General features: G+C 55.6%; 14 protein-coding genes and 1 pseudogene. 14 read left to right on the forward strand and 1 reads right to left on the reverse strand.

All coding sequences use genetic code 11. The annotated features are described in order from the left end of the window. Positions 1-104 precede the first annotated feature (104 nt). The 4 genes from dnaK to nhaR all read left to right on the forward strand — a co-directional run bounded on the left by dnaK (position 105) and on the right by nhaR (position 5,557). Positions 105-2,018: a molecular chaperone DnaK gene (gene dnaK, locus FOY93_RS03340; protein WP_008502041.1), complete on the forward strand. Its 1,914-nt coding sequence runs from the start codon at positions 105-107 to the stop codon at positions 2,016-2,018. A gap of 87 nt (positions 2,019-2,105) precedes the next feature. After that, on the forward strand, positions 2,106-3,251 hold the full coding sequence (gene dnaJ, locus FOY93_RS03345; protein WP_014830600.1) for a molecular chaperone DnaJ: 1,146 nt from the start codon (positions 2,106-2,108) through the stop codon (positions 3,249-3,251). A 172-nt stretch (positions 3,252-3,423) separates the two neighbouring features. Beyond that, positions 3,424-4,599, forward strand: a complete 1,176-nt coding sequence (gene nhaA / locus FOY93_RS03350; protein WP_136195625.1) for a Na+/H+ antiporter NhaA — start codon at positions 3,424-3,426, stop codon at positions 4,597-4,599. A gap of 58 nt (positions 4,600-4,657) precedes the next feature. Continuing rightward, the gene (gene nhaR, locus FOY93_RS03355) at positions 4,658-5,557 is read left to right on the forward strand and encodes a transcriptional activator NhaR (protein WP_112781627.1); all 900 of its coding nucleotides are present in this window, start codon (positions 4,658-4,660) and stop codon (positions 5,555-5,557) included. Positions 5,558-5,614: 57 nt separating this feature from the next. On the opposite strand, the gene rpsT is transcribed toward nhaR, so the two are convergent. Continuing rightward, the gene (gene rpsT, locus FOY93_RS03360) at positions 5,615-5,878 is read right to left on the reverse strand and encodes a 30S ribosomal protein S20 (RefSeq protein ID WP_003856458.1); all 264 of its coding nucleotides are present in this window, start codon (positions 5,876-5,878) and stop codon (positions 5,615-5,617) included. Between the two features lie 101 nt (positions 5,879-5,979). Here rpsT and FOY93_RS23650 point away from each other — a divergent pair. The 10 genes and pseudogenes from FOY93_RS23650 to FOY93_RS03415 all read left to right on the forward strand — a co-directional run bounded on the left by FOY93_RS23650 (position 5,980) and on the right by FOY93_RS03415 (position 18,194). Further along, a pseudogene (locus tag FOY93_RS23650) lies at positions 5,980-6,198 on the forward strand (DUF2575 domain-containing protein). A gap of 7 nt (positions 6,199-6,205) precedes the next feature. Then, positions 6,206-7,132 carry a bifunctional riboflavin kinase/FAD synthetase gene (gene ribF / locus FOY93_RS03375; RefSeq protein ID WP_032644021.1) on the forward strand — a complete coding sequence of 309 codons (927 nt, stop codon included), beginning with the start codon at positions 6,206-6,208 and terminating at the stop codon, positions 7,130-7,132. A gap of 45 nt (positions 7,133-7,177) precedes the next feature. Further along, on the forward strand, positions 7,178-9,994 hold the full coding sequence (gene ileS, locus FOY93_RS03380; RefSeq protein ID WP_115876466.1) for an isoleucine--tRNA ligase: 2,817 nt from the start codon (positions 7,178-7,180) through the stop codon (positions 9,992-9,994). After that, complete coding sequence (lspA, locus tag FOY93_RS03385; protein ID WP_127729576.1) at positions 9,994-10,494, forward strand: signal peptidase II; 501 nt, start codon at positions 9,994-9,996, stop codon at positions 10,492-10,494. Before ileS ends, lspA begins: the two co-directional genes overlap by 1 nt. 52 nt (positions 10,495-10,546) lie before the next feature. After that, positions 10,547-10,996 (forward strand): FKBP-type peptidyl-prolyl cis-trans isomerase, encoded by a 450-nt coding sequence (fkpB, locus tag FOY93_RS03390; protein WP_143344636.1) that lies wholly within the window; start codon positions 10,547-10,549, stop codon positions 10,994-10,996. A 1-nt stretch (position 10,997) separates the two neighbouring features. Then, entirely contained in the window at positions 10,998-11,948 is a 951-nt protein-coding gene (ispH, locus tag FOY93_RS03395) for a 4-hydroxy-3-methylbut-2-enyl diphosphate reductase (protein WP_115876464.1), read from the forward strand. A gap of 205 nt (positions 11,949-12,153) precedes the next feature. Beyond that, a complete protein-coding gene (gene dapB, locus FOY93_RS03400) occupies positions 12,154-12,975 on the forward strand; it encodes a 4-hydroxy-tetrahydrodipicolinate reductase (protein ID WP_133293759.1) in 822 nt (273 codons plus the stop codon). A gap of 454 nt (positions 12,976-13,429) precedes the next feature. Continuing rightward, complete coding sequence (gene carA / locus FOY93_RS03405; RefSeq protein WP_010427050.1) at positions 13,430-14,578, forward strand: glutamine-hydrolyzing carbamoyl-phosphate synthase small subunit; 1,149 nt, start codon at positions 13,430-13,432, stop codon at positions 14,576-14,578. Positions 14,579-14,596: 18 nt separating this feature from the next. Further along, a complete protein-coding gene (carB, locus tag FOY93_RS03410) occupies positions 14,597-17,821 on the forward strand; it encodes a carbamoyl-phosphate synthase large subunit (protein WP_111964067.1) in 3,225 nt (1,074 codons plus the stop codon). Between the two features lie 139 nt (positions 17,822-17,960). Continuing rightward, positions 17,961-18,194, forward strand: coding sequence for a YgdI/YgdR family lipoprotein (locus tag FOY93_RS03415; RefSeq protein WP_003856439.1), 234 nt, complete (start codon positions 17,961-17,963; stop codon positions 18,192-18,194). The last annotated feature ends 93 nt before the right edge of the window (positions 18,195-18,287 follow it).

An 18,287-nucleotide genomic window follows, 5' to 3' on the forward strand; every position in this document is an offset into this window, starting at 1 on the left:
GTGGACCTGAAAAAAATCAAATCTGGGCAGTTGAAAAAGCACGTTCTGCCCTTATTACAGGTACACAACCACATGTTGACTGAATTTTTAGTGGAGACGTTTAGATGGGTAAAATTATTGGTATCGACCTGGGTACTACCAACTCTTGTGTAGCGATTATGGATGGCACTACTGCACGCGTGCTGGAGAACGCCGAGGGCGATCGCACCACGCCTTCTATCATTGCTTATACCCAGGATGGTGAAACTCTGGTTGGTCAGCCGGCTAAACGTCAGGCAGTGACAAACCCGCAAAACACCCTGTTTGCGATTAAACGCCTGATCGGTCGCCGCTTCCAGGACGAAGAAGTTCAGCGTGACGTTTCCATCATGCCTTACAAAATCATCGCGGCAGATAACGGCGATGCATGGCTTGATGTGAAAGGCACCAAAACTGCACCACCGCAGATTTCTGCTGAAGTGCTGAAAAAAATGAAGAAAACCGCTGAAGATTACCTGGGTGAGCCGGTAACTGAAGCTGTTATCACCGTACCTGCCTACTTCAACGATGCTCAGCGTCAGGCAACCAAAGATGCTGGCCGTATCGCAGGTCTGGAAGTAAAACGTATCATCAACGAACCAACCGCGGCTGCACTGGCTTACGGTCTGGATAAAGAAGTCGGCAACCGTACTATCGCGGTTTACGACCTGGGTGGTGGTACCTTCGATATCTCTATTATCGAAATCGACGAAGTTGACGGCGAAAAAACCTTCGAAGTTCTGGCAACCAACGGTGATACCCACCTGGGTGGTGAAGACTTCGATACCCGTCTGATCAACTACCTCGTTGACGAGTTCAAGAAAGATCAGGGCATTGACCTGCGTAACGACCCGCTGGCTATGCAGCGCCTGAAAGAAGCCGCTGAGAAAGCGAAGATCGAGCTGTCTTCTGCTCAGCAGACCGACGTTAACCTGCCGTACATCACTGCAGACGCGACCGGTCCTAAACACATGAACATCAAAGTGACCCGTGCGAAACTGGAAAGCCTGGTAGAAGACCTGGTGAACCGTTCTATCGAGCCGCTGAAAGTTGCTCTGCAGGACGCTGGCCTGTCCGTGTCTGATATCAACGACGTTATCCTCGTTGGTGGCCAGACCCGTATGCCAATGGTGCAGAAGAAAGTGGCTGAGTTCTTTGGTAAAGAGCCACGTAAAGACGTTAACCCGGACGAAGCAGTGGCTATCGGTGCTGCGGTTCAGGGTGGCGTACTGACCGGTGAAGTTAAAGACGTACTGCTGCTGGACGTTACCCCGCTGTCTCTGGGTATCGAAACCATGGGCGGTGTGATGACTGCGCTCATCAACAAAAACACCACCATCCCAACCAAGCACAGCCAGGTGTTCTCTACCGCTGAAGACAACCAGTCTGCGGTAACCATCCATGTGCTGCAGGGTGAGCGTAAGCGTGCGGCGGATAACAAATCTCTGGGTCAGTTCAACCTGGACGGTATTAACCCGGCACCGCGCGGCATGCCGCAGATCGAAGTCACCTTCGACATCGATGCTGACGGTATCCTGCACGTGTCTGCGAAAGACAAAAACAGCGGTAAAGAGCAGAAGATCACCATCAAGGCATCTTCTGGCCTGAACGAAGCTGAAATCGAAAAAATGGTTCGCGATGCCGAAGCTAACGCGGAATCCGACCGTAAGTTCGAAGAGCTGGTTCAGACCCGTAACCAGGGTGACCATCTGCTGCACAGCACCCGTAAGCAGGTTGAAGAAGCAGGCGATAAACTGCCAGCGGAAGACAAGACTGCTATCGAAGCTGCACTGAGTGCGCTGGAATCCTCACTGAAAGGTGAAGATAAAGCGGACATTGAAGCGAAGATGCAGGAACTGGCACAGGCTTCTCAGAAGCTGATGGAAATCGCTCAGCAGCAGCACGCTCAACAGCAGGCGGGCGCTGACGCTTCGGCGAACAACGCGAAAGACGACGATGTTGTCGACGCTGAGTTCGAAGAAGTTAAAGATAAAAAATAATCGCCCTGATGCAGGGTAATTAATCGGCACGGGCGTAGGAGAACTCTCCACGCCCGTGCTCGCATGTTAAGGGGCTTAAAAAAACCAATGGCAAAGCAAGACTATTACGAGATTTTAGGCGTTCCGAAAACTGCGGAAGAGCGTGAAATCAAAAAGGCGTATAAGCGCCTGGCCATGAAATTCCACCCGGACCGTAACCAGGGTGACAAAGAGGCTGAAGCCAAATTTAAAGAGATCAAAGAAGCCTACGAAGTCCTGACCGATGCACAAAAACGTGCGGCCTATGACCAGTACGGTCACGCAGCCTTTGAACAGGGCGGCATGGGCGGCGGTGGATTCGGCGGTGGCGGCTTTGGCGGCGGCGCTGACTTCAGCGATATCTTTGGCGATGTGTTCGGCGATATCTTCGGCGGCGGCCGTGGTCGTCAGCGCGCGGCGCGCGGCGCGGACCTGCGCTACAACATGGAGCTGACGCTGGAAGAGGCCGTTCGCGGCGTAACCAAAGAGATCCGTATTCCAACTCTGGAAGAGTGTGACGTTTGCCACGGCAGCGGTGCGAAAGCGGGTACGCAGCCACAAACCTGTCCAACCTGTCACGGTTCGGGTCAGGTACAGATGCGTCAGGGCTTCTTTGCGGTGCAGCAGGCCTGTCCGCACTGTCACGGTCGCGGTACGCTGATCAAAGATCCGTGCACCAAATGCCACGGCCACGGTCGCGTTGAGAAAACCAAGACCCTGTCCGTTAAGATCCCGGCCGGCGTGGATACGGGCGACCGCATCCGTCTGGCAGGTGAGGGCGAAGCAGGCGAGCACGGCGCACCGGCAGGCGATCTGTACGTCCAGGTGCAGGTGAAACAGCACGCTATCTTTGAGCGTGAAGGGAACAACCTGTACTGCGAAGTGCCGATCAACTTTGCGATGGCGGCACTGGGCGGTGAAATCGAAGTACCGACGCTGGATGGTCGCGTCAATCTGAAGATCCCGGGCGAGACCCAGACCGGTAAGCTGTTCCGCATGCGCGGGAAAGGCGTTAAATCCGTTCGTGGTGGTGCGCAGGGCGACCTGCTTTGCCGCGTCGTCGTGGAAACGCCGGTTGGCCTGAACGACAAGCAGAAACAGCTGCTGAAAGAGCTGCAGGAGAGCTTCGGCGGCCCGACGGGTGAGAAAAACAGCCCGCGCTCCAAAAGCTTCTTCGATGGCGTCAAAAAATTCTTCGATGATTTGACCCGCTAATCGATCAGCTGGTTTTCATCCGCAAAAGCCCGGAAGCGATTCCGGGCTTTTTCTTTTTGTAGGTATTGCTCGGTTAAACTGAATCTATACTCAATATTAATCTGTTTTTGCCGAGCTATTTGGCTTGGTATTATGGTTTTATCGAGGTATTGTTGTAAAAGAGAGAACTTAAATGAAATTACTACACCGTTTCTTTAGCAGTGAGGCGTCCGGTGGCGTGATCCTGATTATTGCCGCAGCGGCCGCGATGGTGCTGGCTAACCTTGGCATCACGCAGGATCTCTACCATGCATTTCTGGAAACGCCCGTTGAGCTGAAGGTCGGGGCGCTGGAAATTAACAAGAACATGCTGCTGTGGATCAACGATGCGCTAATGGCGGTGTTCTTCCTGCTGGTGGGGCTTGAGGTTAAGCGTGAGCTGGTACTGGGCTCGCTAGCCAGCCGCCAGCGCGCGGCGTTCCCGGTCATTGCCGCGCTCGGTGGGATGGTGGTGCCGGCGCTGCTCTTCCTGGCATTCACCTGGCAGGATCCGATTGCACGTCACGGCTGGGCGATCCCGGCTGCGACGGATATCGCCTTTGCGCTCGGTGTCTTAGCCTTACTCGGTAGCCGCGTGCCGGTAGCCCTGAAAATCTTCCTGATGGCGCTGGCGATCATCGATGACCTGGGCGCCATTGTGATTATCGCGCTGTTCTACACCAGCGATCTGTCGATCCTGTCCCTGAGCGTCGCTGCCGGGGCGATTGCGGTGCTGGCGCTGCTGAACATCTTTAATGTGCGCCGCATCGGTATCTATATCCTGGTGGGGATGGTGCTGTGGACGGCGGTGCTGAAATCGGGCGTGCACGCTACGCTGGCAGGTGTGATCGTCGGCTTCCTCGTGCCGCTTAAGCCGCAGGACGGCAAGTCGCCCGCTAAGCAGCTGGAGCATGTGCTGCACCCGTGGGTCGCCTTTATGATCCTACCCCTATTTGCGTTTGCCAACGCCGGGGTTTCGCTGGGCGGGGTGACGCTGGACGGGCTGACGTCCGTGCTGCCGCTGGGCATTATTGCCGGGCTGTTTATCGGTAAGCCGCTGGGTATTAGCCTCTTCTGCTGGCTGGCGACGAAGCTGAAGCTGGCGTCATTGCCGCACGGCACAACCTTTGGTCAAATTATGGCCGTCGGCGTGCTGTGTGGAATCGGGTTTACGATGTCGATCTTTATCTCGACCCTTGCGTTTGGCGCGCATGCGCCTGAGCTTATCGTCTGGGCTAAACTCGGCATCCTCATCGGGTCATTACTGGCCGCGGTAATCGGTTATACCTTGTTGAAGGTGAAGTTATCCGGACAGGCCGTCCGGGCATAACGGAACACCGGGAGGAGGCGATCCTTCTCCCGATATACACTCAGGGAGAGAAGACGCGATGTCTCATTTAAATTACAACCATCTGTACTACTTCTGGCACGTCTATAAGCAGGGCTCGGTGGTGGGAGCGGCAGAAGCGCTCTATCTGACGCCGCAAACCATTACCGGGCAAATCAAGGCGCTGGAAGAGCGTTTGCAGGGCAAGCTGTTCAAGCGTAAGGGGCGTGGGATTGAACCCAGCGAACTGGGCGAGCTGGTGTTTCGCTACGCGGACAAGATGTTCACCCTGAGCCAGGAGATGCTGGATATTGTCAACTACCGCAAAGAGTCGAACCTGCTCTTTGACGTGGGCGTGGCGGATGCGCTGTCCAAACGGCTGGTGAGCGGCGTGCTGGACGCGGCGGTGGTTGAAGATGAACAAATTCATCTGCGCTGCTTTGAATCCACCCACGAGATGCTGCTGGAACAGCTAAGCCAGCACAAGCTGGATATGATTATCTCGGATTGTCCGATTGATTCCACCCAGCAGGAAGGGCTGTTCTCGGTAAAAATTGGCGAATGCGGCGTGAGCTTCTGGTGCATTAATCCGCCGCCGAAAAAACCGTTCCCCGCGTGCCTTGAAGAGCGCCGCCTGCTGGTGCCGGGAAGGCGCTCAATGCTGGGACGCAAGCTGCTGAACTGGTTTAACTCGCAGGGGCTAAAGGTCGAAATTCTCGGAGAGTTTGACGATGCGGCGCTGATGAAAGCCTTTGGCGAAGCGCATAACGCCATCTTCGTTGCGCCGACGCTGTACGCGCACGATCTCTATTCGGACGATAAGATTACGGAGATAGGCAGAGTGGATAACGTGATGGAGGAGTATCACGCCATATTTGCCGAAAGGATGATTCAGCACCCGGCGGTGCAGCGAATCTGTAACCGTGACTACTCGGCGCTGTTTACGCCACCGGCAATCTGAAGGCATAAAAAAACCCGCGTTAAGCGGGTTCTTTAAACAAGCAACAACAAGTAGCGATTAAGCCAGTTTGTTGATCTGCGCGGTCAGGTTTGCTTTATGACGCGCTGCTTTGTTTTTGTGGATCAGACCTTTAGCAGCCTGACGATCCACGATTGGTTGCATTTCGTTAAATGCGTTCTGCGCTGCAGCTTTGTCGCCTGCTTCGATTGCTGCGTATACTTTCTTGATGAAAGTACGCATCATAGAGCGACGGCTTGCGTTGTGCTTACGAGCCTTTTCAGACTGAACGGCACGTTTCTTAGCTGATTTGATATTAGCCAAGTCCAACTCCCAAATATGTTCTATGTGGACAATTCAAAGGCCGAGGAATATGCCCTCTTTGCCTTCTTTTGTCAATGGATTTGTGCAAATAAGCGCCGTTAATTAGCGACGCTACGTTACGTAGTGATGGCGCAGGATTCTACCAGCTTGTCTTCCCTGAATACAGCCTTTCGGCATAAAAATCGCAGTTCACGAGCAGATTTTTTCGCTGCGAAAGGTCAGCCTGATGAAATCATTACGGCTTTCTGTTTTGCGCGAACAATCGCCGGTTAACCTTAACCGCTGTACAAGGTATACTTTGGCGATTTTCACTGTTTTGAGCCAGACATGAAGCTGATACGCGGCATACATAATCTCAGCAGCGCACCGCACGGGTGCGTGCTGACTATTGGTAATTTCGACGGCGTGCATCGTGGTCATCAGGCGCTGTTGCAGGGATTGCGTAAAGAAGGGGAGGCCCGCGGCCTGCCTGTTGTAGTGATGATTTTCGAGCCGCAGCCGCTGGAGCTGTTCGCGGGCGATAAATCTCCCGCCCGCCTCACTCGCCTGCGCGAGAAGTTGCGCTATCTGGCGGAGTCCGGCGTGGACTATGTATTGTGTGTACGTTTCGATCGCCGCTTTGCCGCGCTGACAGCACAAAATTTCGTCAGCGACCTGCTGGTTAAGCGCCTTGGCGTGCAGTTTCTCGCCGTGGGCGATGATTTCCGCTTTGGCGCTGGTCGTCAGGGCGATTTCTTGCTATTACAGAAGGCTGGTCTGGAGTACGGTTTTGACGTCACCAGCGCGATGACCTTCTGCGAAGGCGGCGTGCGCGTCAGCAGCACGGCGGTTCGCCGGGCATTGGCCGATGATGAACTGGATACGGCTGAAACCCTGCTGGGGCATCCGTTTACTATCTCTGGCCGCGTGGTCCATGGCGATGCGCTGGGCCGCACGATAGGCTTCCCGACGGCGAATATACCGCTGCGTCGTCAGGTTTCCCCGGTTAAAGGGGTTTATGCGGTGGAAGTGGCAGGACTGGGCGATAAGCCGTTCTACGGCGTCGCCAACATTGGCACGCGTCCGACCGTCGCGGGTGTGCGTCAACAGCTAGAAGTGCACCTGCTGGACGTTGTAATGGACCTGTATGGTCGCCATATAGATGTGATACTGCGTAAAAAAATACGCAACGAGCAGCGATTTGGTTCGCTGGATGAACTAAAAGCGCAAATTGCGCGAGATGAATTGACGGCCCGCGAGTTTTTTGGGCTTTGAACCCGGCTTAACTGCCTACGTGATAAATACGGAACCGAGAATCTGATGAGTGACTATAAATCAACCCTGAATTTGCCGGAAACAGGGTTCCCGATGCGCGGCGATCTCGCCAAGCGCGAACCGGGAATGCTGGCGCGTTGGACCGATGATGACCTGTACGGCATCATTCGTGCAGCCAAAAAAGGCAAAAAAACCTTCATTCTGCATGATGGCCCTCCATATGCGAATGGCAGCATTCATATTGGTCACTCGGTTAACAAGATTCTGAAAGACATTATCGTGAAGTCCAAAGGGCTCACGGGCTATGACTCGCCTTACGTTCCAGGCTGGGACTGCCACGGTCTGCCAATCGAGCTGAAAGTGGAGCAAGAGTTCGGCAAGCCGGGTGAGAAGTTCACCGCCGCCGAGTTCCGTGCGAAGTGTCGCGAATATGCAGCCACGCAGGTCGACGGTCAGCGCGCTGACTTCATCCGTCTGGGCGTGCTGGGCGACTGGTCGCACCCGTACCTGACCATGGATTTCAAAACTGAAGCCAACATCATCCGTGCGCTGGGCAAAATCATCGGTAACGGTCACCTGCACAAAGGCGCTAAGCCGGTGCACTGGTGCGTGGACTGCCGCTCTGCGCTGGCAGAAGCGGAAGTGGAGTATTACGACAAAACTTCCCCATCTATCGACGTGGCGTTCCATGCCGTCGATCAGGATGCGGTGAAGGCTAAATTTGGCGTCTCCTCGGTAAACGGCCCGATCTCTCTGGTGATCTGGACCACCACCCCGTGGACTCTGCCTGCCAACCGTGCGATCTCCCTGTCCGGTGAGTTCGAATACGCACTGGTGCAGATTGACGGTCAGGCGGTTATCCTGGCGAAAGATCTGGTTGAGAGCGTGCTGAAGCGCGCGCATATCAGTGACTACACCGTGCTGGGCACCGTGAAAGGTGACGCCCTGGAGCTGATGCGCTTCAAGCACCCGTTCCTGGACTTCGACGTTCCGGCGATCCTGGGCGATCACGTGACGCTGGAAGCGGGTACCGGTGCGGTGCATACCGCCGGTGGCCACGGTCCTGACGACTACAACATCAGCCTGAAGTACGGTCTGGAAATCGCTAACCCGGTCGGCCCGGACGGTTCTTATCTGCCTGGCACCTACCCGGCGCTGGATGGTATCAACGTCTTCAAAGCGAACGACATTATCGTCGACATGCTGCGTACCAGCGGCGCGCTGCTGCACGTAGAAAAAATGCAGCACAGCTATCCGTGCTGCTGGCGTCACAAGACCCCAATCATCTTCCGTGCGACCCCGCAGTGGTTCGTCAGCATGGATCAGAAAGGCCTGCGCGAGCAGTCTCTGAAAGAGATCAAAGGCGTGCAGTGGATCCCTGACTGGGGCCAGGCGCGTATCGAATCCATGGTAGCTAACCGTCCTGACTGGTGTATCTCCCGTCAGCGTACCTGGGGTGTACCGATGTCTCTGTTCGTGCACAAAGAGACGCAGGAACTGCACCCGAATACCCTGGAACTGATGGAAGAAGTGGCGAAGCGCGTCGAAGTTGACGGCATTCAGGCGTGGTGGGATCTCGACGCCCGCGACATCTTGGGCGCTGATGCAGATAACTACGAGAAAGTGCCGGATACCCTGGACGTGTGGTTCGACTCCGGGTCGACCCACTCCTCCGTGGTTGACGTGCGTCCGGAATTCGCCGGTCACGCTGCCGATATGTATCTGGAAGGGTCGGACCAACACCGCGGCTGGTTCATGTCATCTCTGATGATCTCCACCGCCATGAAGGGTAAAGCGCCTTACCGTCAGGTACTGACTCACGGCTTCACCGTGGATGGTCAGGGCCGTAAGATGTCCAAATCTATCGGTAACACCGTTTCTCCGCAGGATGTGATGAACAAACTGGGCGCAGACATCCTGCGTCTGTGGGTGGCGTCGACCGACTACACCGGCGAAATGGCGGTGTCTGACGAGATCCTGAAGCGTGCTGCCGACAGCTATCGTCGTATCCGTAACACCGCGCGCTTCCTGCTGGCGAACCTGAACGGGTTCGATCCGGCAAAAGACATGGTTAAACCGGAAGAGATGGTGGTGCTGGACCGCTGGGCGGTAGGCTGCGCGAAAGCGGCACAGGACGATATCCTGAAAGCCTATGAGTCTTACGACTTCCACGAAGTGGTGCAGCGCCTGATGCGCTTCTGCTCCATCGAGATGGGCTCGTTCTACCTCGACATCATCAAAGACCGCCAGTACACCGCGAAAGCGGACAGCGTGGCGCGTCGTAGCTGCCAGACCGCGCTGTTCCACATCGCAGAAGCGCTGGTACGCTGGATGGCGCCGATCATGTCCTTCACCGCGGATGAAATCTGGGGCTATCTGCCTGGCGACCGTGAGAAGTATGTCTTCACGGGTGAGTGGTACGAAGGTCTGTTCGATCTCTCCAGCACCGAAGCGATGAACGATGCCTTCTGGGACGAGCTGCTGAAGGTGCGTGGCGAAGTGAACAAGGTTATCGAGCAGGCGCGTGCAGACAAGAAAGTCGGCGGCTCTCTGGAAGCGGCAGTCACGCTGTACGCTGAACCGGAGCTGGCGGCGAAGCTGATCGCGCTGGGCGATGAATTACGATTTGTCCTGTTGACCTCCGGTGCGAAAGTTGCGGATTATGCCGAGGCTTCTGCTGATGCTCAGCAGAGCGAACTGCTCAAAGGACTGAAAGTCGCGCTGAGCAAAGCCGACGGTGAGAAATGCCCGCGTTGCTGGCATTACACTACCGATGTCGGTCAGGTGGCGGAACACGCAGACATCTGCGGACGCTGTGTAAGCAACGTCGCCGGTGACGGCGAAAAACGTAAGTTTGCCTGATGAGTAAAACTCTCTGTTCAACAGGACTGCGCTGGCTGTGGCTGGTTGTGGTGGTGCTGATTATCGATCTGGGCAGCAAATTCCTGATACTCCAGAATTTTTCTCTGGGGGAGACGGTCCCGCTGTTCCCGTCGCTTAACCTGCACTACGCGCGTAACTACGGCGCAGCGTTTAGTTTCCTTGCCGACAGCGGTGGCTGGCAGCGCTGGTTCTTTGCAGGTATCGCTCTGGGTATCTGCGTGATCCTGGCGGTGCTGATGTACCGCTCGAAGGCCACGCAAAAGCTGAATAACATCGCCTACGCGCTGATCATTGGCGGCGCGCTGGGCAACCTGTTTGACCGCCTGTGGCACGGCTTTGTGGTCGATATGATTGACTTTTACGTCGGCGACTGGCATTTCGCGACCTTTAACCTGGCCGATACGGCAATTTGTATCGGTGCGGCGTTAATCGTGCTGGAAGGCTTCTTGCCTAAACCGGCTGCGAAAGAGCAGGCGTAACACACTCGCCCGGTGGTGTAATGCCACCGGGCAAAACAAGCGAGCAATTTGCATGTCTAAATCCGTACAGAGCAACAGCGCGGTTCTCGTTCACTTCACGCTGAAGCTGGATGACGGCTCTACGGCCGAATCCACCCGCAACAACGGCAAACCGGCCCTGTTTCGTCTTGGTGATACCTCCCTGTCTGAAGGTCTTGAGCAGCAGCTTCTCGGTCTGAAAGAGGGTGAGAAAAAGGCCTTTTCGCTGGAGCCGGATGCCGCGTTTGGCGTGCCGAGCCCGGATCTGATCCAGTATTTCTCGCGCCGCGAGTTTATGGACGCAGGTGAACCGGAAGTCGGTGCGATTATGCTCTTTACCGCTATGGACGGCAGCGAAATGCCTGGCGTGATCCGCGAAATCAACGGCGACTCCATTACCGTTGACTTCAACCATCCGCTTGCCGGGCGTACCGTTCATTTTGATGTTGAAGTGCTGGAAATCGATCCTGCACTGGAGGCCTGAAATGCAGATCCTGTTGGCTAACCCGCGCGGCTTCTGCGCCGGTGTAGACCGCGCTATCAGCATTGTTGAAAACGCGCTGGAGATTTACGGCGCGCCGATTTATGTGCGTCACGAAGTGGTGCACAACCGCTACGTGGTCGACAGCCTGCGCGAGCGCGGCGCCATCTTCATTGAGCAGATCAGCGAAGTACCGGACGGTGCGATCCTGATCTTCTCCGCGCACGGTGTCTCTCAGGCGGTCCGTAACGAAGCAAAAAGCCGCGATCTGACCGTATTCGATGCTACCTGTCCGCTGGTGACAAAAGTGCATATGGAAGTGGCGCGCGCCAGCCGTCGTGGTGAAGAGTCGATTTTGATTGGCCATGCCGGTCATCCGGAAGTCGAAGGCACCATGGGCCAGTACAGCAACCCGGAAGGGGGGATGTATCTGGTTGAGTCGCCTGAAGATGTCCTTACGCTGAACGTGAAAAACGAAGCGCGTCTGTCGTTTATGACCCAGACGACGCTCTCCGTAGACGATACCTCAGACGTGATTGACGCCCTGCGTCAGCGCTTCCCGAAAATCGTCGGCCCGCGTAAGGATGATATCTGCTACGCAACCACTAACCGTCAGGAAGCGGTGCGCGCGCTGGCTGAACAGGCGGATGTGGTGCTCGTGGTCGGCTCCAAAAACTCATCTAACTCCAACCGTCTGGCCGAACTGGCGCAACGCATGGGGAAAATGGCTTTCCTGATTGATGACGCGTCGGATATTCAGGAAGCGTGGGTTAAAGACGCGGCCTGTGTCGGCGTGACGGCCGGGGCGTCTGCGCCAGATATTCTGGTTCAGAACGTCATTTCCCGTCTGCAGGAGCTGGGCGGCGGCGAAGCGGTGCCGCTGGAAGGACGTGAAGAGAACATCGTTTTCGAAGTCCCGAAAGAACTGCGCATCGACGCCCGCGAAGTTGAATAGTCCTTTTTCTGATGAAAGGCCAGCACCTCCTGTGCTGGCCTTTTTTTTACCCGTTACTTTATCGTGACGACAAAATCATGTCTTTTACTGATATTTAAGTCGGTTTCACGTTAAATTCTAATTATCGGTGTTTTCAGTTGGCAGTGCTTCTCAAGGCTGGTTAATCTGAAAACGGTTTACATCATTTTAACGTAAGAGAATAACTATGCATGATGCACAGATCCGTGTCGCCATTGCGGGCGCGGGTGGACGTATGGGCCGTCAGCTTATTCAGGCGGCACTTCAGATGGATGGCGTAGCGCTTGGCGCGGCACTGGAGCGAGAAGGTTCTTCGCTTCTGGGGACCGATGCCGGTGAGCTGGCGGGCGCTGGCCACACGGGTGTTACCGTGCAAAGCAGTCTGGAAGCGGTAAAAGAGGACTTCGATGTATTCATCGATTTTACACGCCCGGAAGGGACGCTCACGCATCTGGCGTTTTGCCGTCAGCACGGCAAGGGGATGGTGATTGGCACCACCGGTTTTGACGATGCGGGCAAGCAGGCTATCCAGGATGCATCCAAAGAGATTGCGATTGTCTTCGCCGCAAACTTTAGCGTGGGCGTTAACGTCATGCTGAAGCTGCTGGAGAAGGCCGCGAAGGTGATGGGCAATTATACCGATATCGAGATTGTAGAAGCTCACCACCGTTACAAGGTTGATGCGCCATCTGGGACGGCGCTGGCGATGGGCGAAGCGATTGCTCATGCACTTGATAAAGATTTAAAAGACTGCGCGGTCTATACCCGCGAAGGCTACACCGGCGAACGCGTGCCTGGCACCATCGGTTTCGCAACCGTGCGAGCGGGTGACATCGTCGGCGAACACACGGCGATGTTCGCCGATATTGGCGAACGTGTCGAAATTACGCATAAAGCGTCCAGCCGAATGACGTTTGCCAATGGTGCCGTTCGGTCCGCCTTGTGGCTGAAAGAGAAGAAAAATGGTCTTTTTGATATGCGAGATGTGCTAGATCTCAACAATTTGTAAGCATTATTACCCATCGTGATGTGGTTATTGCAGTCGTAATTGTTTGATTGCATAGGGCAATATTTTATTGCCCTTTTGTTTTATCTTTTTCATGTGTTATTTTTAATTAAGCCTCTAAATTTCTATATCTTGTGGCGTTTTAACGTTACTGAAATGTAAATTTTGACCATCCGGTCCACTTTTTCATGCTCCAACACGACATTTTTTATTAAACCCGGCGCGCAAGCGTTTTCCGCGGTGATTTACCTGATCTTTTTGTCGCTTAAGCCGCATTACTCTCACCAGGGCTGCAAAACACTAAACAAAATATCCGTTTTAAGTTGACTTTTACCCACCAAATCTCCAGAATGCCGCCGTTTGCCAAAAATCCGCTGGCAACACATTTGCATTGATTCATGACACGGTTATGAATTAATATGCAAATAAAGTGAGTGAATATTCTCTGGAGGGTGTTTTGATTAAGTCAGCGCTATTGGTTCTGGAAGACGGAACCCAGTTTATCGGTCGGGCCATAGGGGCAACGGGTTCGGCGGTTGGGGAAGTCGTTTTCAATACTTCAATGACCGGTTATCAAGAAATCCTCACTGATCCTTCCTATTCTCGCCAAATCGTTACTCTTACTTATCCTCATATCGGCAATGTCGGCACCAATGCGGCTGACGAAGAATCCTCTCAGGTACATGCGCAAGGCCTGGTCATCCGCGACCTGCCGCTGATAGCCAGCAACTTCCGCAATACCGAAGATCTTTCTTCTTACCTGAAGCGCCATAACATCGTGGCGATTGCCGATATCGATACCCGTAAGCTAACGCGTTTGCTGCGCGAGAAGGGTGCACAGAACGGCTGCATCATCGCGGGTGATAACCTCGATGCGACGCTGGCGCTGGAAAAAGCGAAAGCCTTCCCTGGCCTGAACGGCATGGACCTGGCGAAAGAAGTGACTACTGCTGAAGCCTACAGCTGGACTCAGGGTAGCTGGACGCTGGAAGGCGACCTGCCGGAAGCGAAAAAAGAGAGCGAGCTGCCGTTCCACGTGGTGGCCTACGATTTCGGCGCCAAGCGCAACATCCTGCGCATGCTGGTTGACCGCGGCTGCCGCCTGACGGTGGTTCCGGCACAAACGTCTGCCGAAGACGTGCTGAAGATGAATCCGGACGGTATTTTCCTGTCCAACGGTCCTGGCGACCCGGCGCCGTGTGATTACGCCATCGCCGCCATCAAGTCCTTCCTGGAAACCGACATCCCGGTATTCGGCATCTGCCTCGGCCATCAGCTGCTGGCGCTGGCTAGCGGTGCGAACACCGTTAAGATGAAGTTCGGCCACCACGGTGGTAACCACCCGGTGAAAGACATTGATAACAACACGGTGATGATCACCGCGCAGAACCACGGCTTTGCCGTCGACGAAGCCTCAATGCCGGCTAACCTGCGCGTGACCCATAAGTCGCTGTTCGATGGCACCCTGCAGGGTATCCACCGTACCGATAAGCCAGCATTCAGCTTCCAGGGCCACCCTGAAGCCAGCCCGGGGCCACACGACGCCGCGCCGCTGTTCGATCACTTCATCGAACTTATCGAGCAATACCGTAAGACAGCTAAATAATCAGGAGCCGAGAAGACAATGCCAAAACGTACAGACATAAAAAGCATCCTGATCCTTGGCGCTGGCCCGATCGTGATCGGCCAGGCCTGCGAATTCGACTACTCCGGCGCTCAGGCGTGTAAAGCCCTGCGCGAAGAGGGTTACCGCGTTATCCTGGTGAACTCCAACCCGGCAACCATCATGACCGACCCGGAGATGGCAGATGCAACCTACATCGAGCCGATTCACTGGGAAGTCGTGCGTAAAATCATCGAGAAAGAGCGTCCGGACGCGGTGCTGCCAACCATGGGCGGCCAGACGGCGCTGAACTGTGCGCTGGAGCTGGAGCGTCAGGGCGTGCTGGAAGAGTTCGGCGTGACCATGATCGGTGCGACCGCCGACGCCATTGATAAAGCAGAAGACCGTCGCCGCTTCGACGTGGCAATGAAGAAAATCGGCCTCGACACCGCGCGTTCCGGTATCGCACACAACATGGAAGAAGCGCTGGCCGTTGCGGCTGAAGTGGGTTATCCGTGCATCATCCGTCCATCGTTCACCATGGGCGGCACCGGCGGCGGTATCGCCTACAACCGTGAAGAGTTCGAAGAGATTTGTGAACGCGGTCTTGATCTCTCCCCAACCAAAGAGCTGCTGATTGACGAGTCGCTGATTGGCTGGAAAGAGTACGAGATGGAAGTGGTACGTGATAAAAACGACAACTGCATCATCGTCTGCTCCATCGAAAACTTCGATGCGATGGGTATCCACACCGGTGACTCCATCACCGTTGCGCCAGCCCAGACCCTGACCGACAAAGAGTATCAAATCATGCGTAACGCCTCGATGGCGGTACTGCGTGAAATCGGCGTGGAAACCGGCGGTTCTAACGTGCAGTTCTCGGTTAACCCGAAAACAGGCCGCCTGATTGTTATCGAAATGAACCCGCGCGTGTCCCGTTCCTCCGCGCTGGCGTCGAAAGCGACCGGCTTCCCGATTGCGAAAGTGGCGGCGAAGCTGGCGGTGGGTTACACCCTCGACGAGCTGATGAACGACATCACCGGTGGCCGCACGCCTGCGTCCTTCGAGCCGTCCATCGACTACGTTGTGACCAAAATTCCTCGCTTCAACTTCGAGAAATTCGCGGGCGCGAACGACCGTCTGACCACCCAGATGAAATCTGTCGGTGAAGTGATGGCGATTGGCCGCACCCAGCAGGAATCCCTGCAAAAAGCGCTGCGCGGCCTGGAAGTGGGCGCGACCGGCTTTGACCCGAAAGTGAGCCTGGATGACCCGGAAGCGCTGACTAAAATCCGCCGCGAGCTGAAAGACGCGGGCGCAGAGCGTATCTGGTACATCGCCGATGCCTTCCGTGCGGGCCTGTCCGTGGACGGCGTGTTCAACCTGACCAACATCGACCGCTGGTTCCTGGTGCAGATTGAAGAGCTGGTCCGTCTGGAAGAACAGGTTGCCGAGCTGGGCATCACCGGCCTGGACGCTGACTTCCTGCGCGTGCTGAAGCGTAAAGGCTTCGCCGACGCGCGTCTGGCTAAGCTGGCGGGCGTGCGTGAAGCAGAAATCCGCAAGCTGCGCGACCAGTACAACCTGCACCCGGTCTACAAGCGCGTGGACACCTGTGCGGCTGAATTCTCGACCGACACCGCGTACATGTACTCCACCTATGAAGACGAGTGCGAAGCGAACCCGTCAGTCGACCGCGACAAGATTATGGTGCTGGGCGGCGGTCCAAACCGTATCGGCCAGGGCATCGAGTTTGACTACTGCTGCGTACACGCCTCGCTGGCGCTGCGCGAAGACGGTTACGAGACCATCATGGTCAACTGTAACCCTGAAACGGTTTCTACCGACTACGACACCTCTGACCGCCTCTACTTCGAGCCGGTTACCCTGGAAGACGTGCTGGAAATCGTGCGCATCGAGAAGCCAAAAGGCGTTATCGTGCAGTACGGCGGCCAGACCCCGCTGAAGCTGGCGCGCGCGCTGGAAGCGGCAGGCGTACCGGTTATCGGCACCAGCCCGGATGCGATTGACCGTGCGGAAGACCGCGAGCGTTTCCAGCAGGCGGTTGACCGTCTGAAGCTGAAACAGCCGGCGAACGCCACCGTGACCGCTATCGAACAGGCCGTTGAGAAGGCGAAAGAGATTGGCTACCCGCTGGTGGTGCGTCCTTCCTACGTGCTGGGCGGCCGCGCGATGGAAATCGTTTATGACGAAGCCGACCTGCGTCGCTACTTCCAGACCGCAGTGAGCGTTTCCAACGATGCGCCAGTGCTGCTTGACCGCTTCCTCGACGACGCGGTGGAAGTAGACGTTGACGCCATCTGCGATGGCGAAATGGTGCTGATTGGCGGCATCATGGAGCATATCGAGCAGGCAGGCGTGCACTCCGGCGACTCCGCCTGTTCTCTGCCAGCGTACACCCTGAGCCAGGAGATTCAGGACGTGATGCGCCAGCAGGTGCAGAAGCTGGCCTTCGAGCTGCAGGTTCGCGGCCTGATGAACGTCCAGTTCGCGGTGAAAGACAACGAAGTCTACCTGATTGAAGTCAACCCGCGTGCGGCACGTACCGTACCGTTCGTCTCCAAAGCCACCGGCGTACCGCTGGCGAAAGTGGCGGCGCGCGTGATGGCGGGCCAGACGCTGGCGCAGCAGGGTGTGACCAAAGAGATCATTCCACCGTACTACTCGGTGAAAGAAGTGGTGCTGCCGTTCAACAAATTCCCGGGCGTTGACCCGCTGTTAGGGCCAGAAATGCGCTCTACCGGTGAAGTGATGGGCGTGGGCCGCACCTTTGCCGAAGCGTTCGCGAAGGCGCAGCTGGGCAGTAGCTCTACCATGAGAAAATCAGGCCGTGCGCTGCTCTCCGTTCGCGAAGGCGACAAAGAGCGCGTGGTTGACCTGGCCGCCAAGCTTCTGAAACAGGGCTTCGAGCTGGACGCAACCCACGGTACGGCGATTGTGCTGGGCGAAGCCGGCATCAATCCGCGTCTGGTGAACAAGGTGCATGAAGGCCGTCCGCACATTCAGGACCGTATCAAGAATGGCGAATACACCTACATCATCAACACCACCGCAGGCCGCCAGGCGATTGAAGACTCCAAGCTGATTCGCCGCAGCGCGCTGCAGTACAAGGTGCACTACGACACCACCCTGAACGGCGGTTTCGCAACGGCTATGGCGCTGAACGCGGATGCCACCGAGAAGGTGATTTCAGTGCAGGAAATGCACGCGCAGATTAGCAAGTAAGTAAAAATGCCCGGTGCCGTTTGGCTGCCGGGCATTCTCCCCATCTTCAGAACCTTCTGGTTTTTCATCCGGTTTCAGTCAGTTAGCCTAAAATGGTTAGGTCGATAACGAAATTCAACTGAGAGCAGGGGAAAACACCATGCAAAATAAATTACTGATCGCTTCCGTTCTGGCTGCTACGGCAATGTTTACCGTTGCGGGCTGTTCGTCTAATCAGGCCGTAAAAACCACCGATGGCAAAACCATCGTCACCGACGGCAAACCGCAGGTGGATGACGATACCGGTCTGGTGTCGTACAAAAACGCCGAAACCGGTCAAACCGAGCAGATTAACCGTGACCAGGTGAAATCCATGGGCGAGCTGGATAACTAATTCAGAATTCTGACGTAAGCCCGTCAATAATATTCACTATTAGCCTGTTGAATTACTGACTACACTCTTTTGTTAAAAGAAAGCAGTAACAAC

This window comes from Enterobacter sp. 18A13 (genome assembly GCF_007035975.1).
GTDB classification, from domain to species: Bacteria; Pseudomonadota; Gammaproteobacteria; order Enterobacterales; family Enterobacteriaceae; genus Enterobacter; species Enterobacter vonholyi.

What these genes read in the sequence shown, in the direction of transcription:
- dnaK (WP_008502041.1), top strand. Translation starts at nt 105, where the DNA reads ATGGGTAAAATTATTGGTATCGACCTGGGTACTACCAACTCTTGTGTA.
- dnaJ (WP_014830600.1), top strand. Translation starts at nt 2,106, where the DNA reads ATGGCAAAGCAAGACTATTACGAGATTTTAGGCGTTCCGAAAACTGCG.
- nhaA (WP_136195625.1), top strand. Translation starts at nt 3,424, where the DNA reads ATGAAATTACTACACCGTTTCTTTAGCAGTGAGGCGTCCGGTGGCGTG.
- nhaR (WP_112781627.1), top strand. Translation starts at nt 4,658, where the DNA reads ATGTCTCATTTAAATTACAACCATCTGTACTACTTCTGGCACGTCTAT.
- ribF (WP_032644021.1), top strand. Translation starts at nt 6,206, where the DNA reads ATGAAGCTGATACGCGGCATACATAATCTCAGCAGCGCACCGCACGGG.
- ileS (WP_115876466.1), top strand. Translation starts at nt 7,178, where the DNA reads ATGAGTGACTATAAATCAACCCTGAATTTGCCGGAAACAGGGTTCCCG.
- lspA (WP_127729576.1), top strand. Translation starts at nt 9,994, where the DNA reads ATGAGTAAAACTCTCTGTTCAACAGGACTGCGCTGGCTGTGGCTGGTT.
- fkpB (WP_143344636.1), top strand. Translation starts at nt 10,547, where the DNA reads ATGTCTAAATCCGTACAGAGCAACAGCGCGGTTCTCGTTCACTTCACG.
- ispH (WP_115876464.1), top strand. Translation starts at nt 10,998, where the DNA reads ATGCAGATCCTGTTGGCTAACCCGCGCGGCTTCTGCGCCGGTGTAGAC.
- dapB (WP_133293759.1), top strand. Translation starts at nt 12,154, where the DNA reads ATGCATGATGCACAGATCCGTGTCGCCATTGCGGGCGCGGGTGGACGT.
- carB (WP_111964067.1), top strand. Translation starts at nt 14,597, where the DNA reads ATGCCAAAACGTACAGACATAAAAAGCATCCTGATCCTTGGCGCTGGC.
- FOY93_RS03415 (WP_003856439.1), top strand. Translation starts at nt 17,961, where the DNA reads ATGCAAAATAAATTACTGATCGCTTCCGTTCTGGCTGCTACGGCAATG.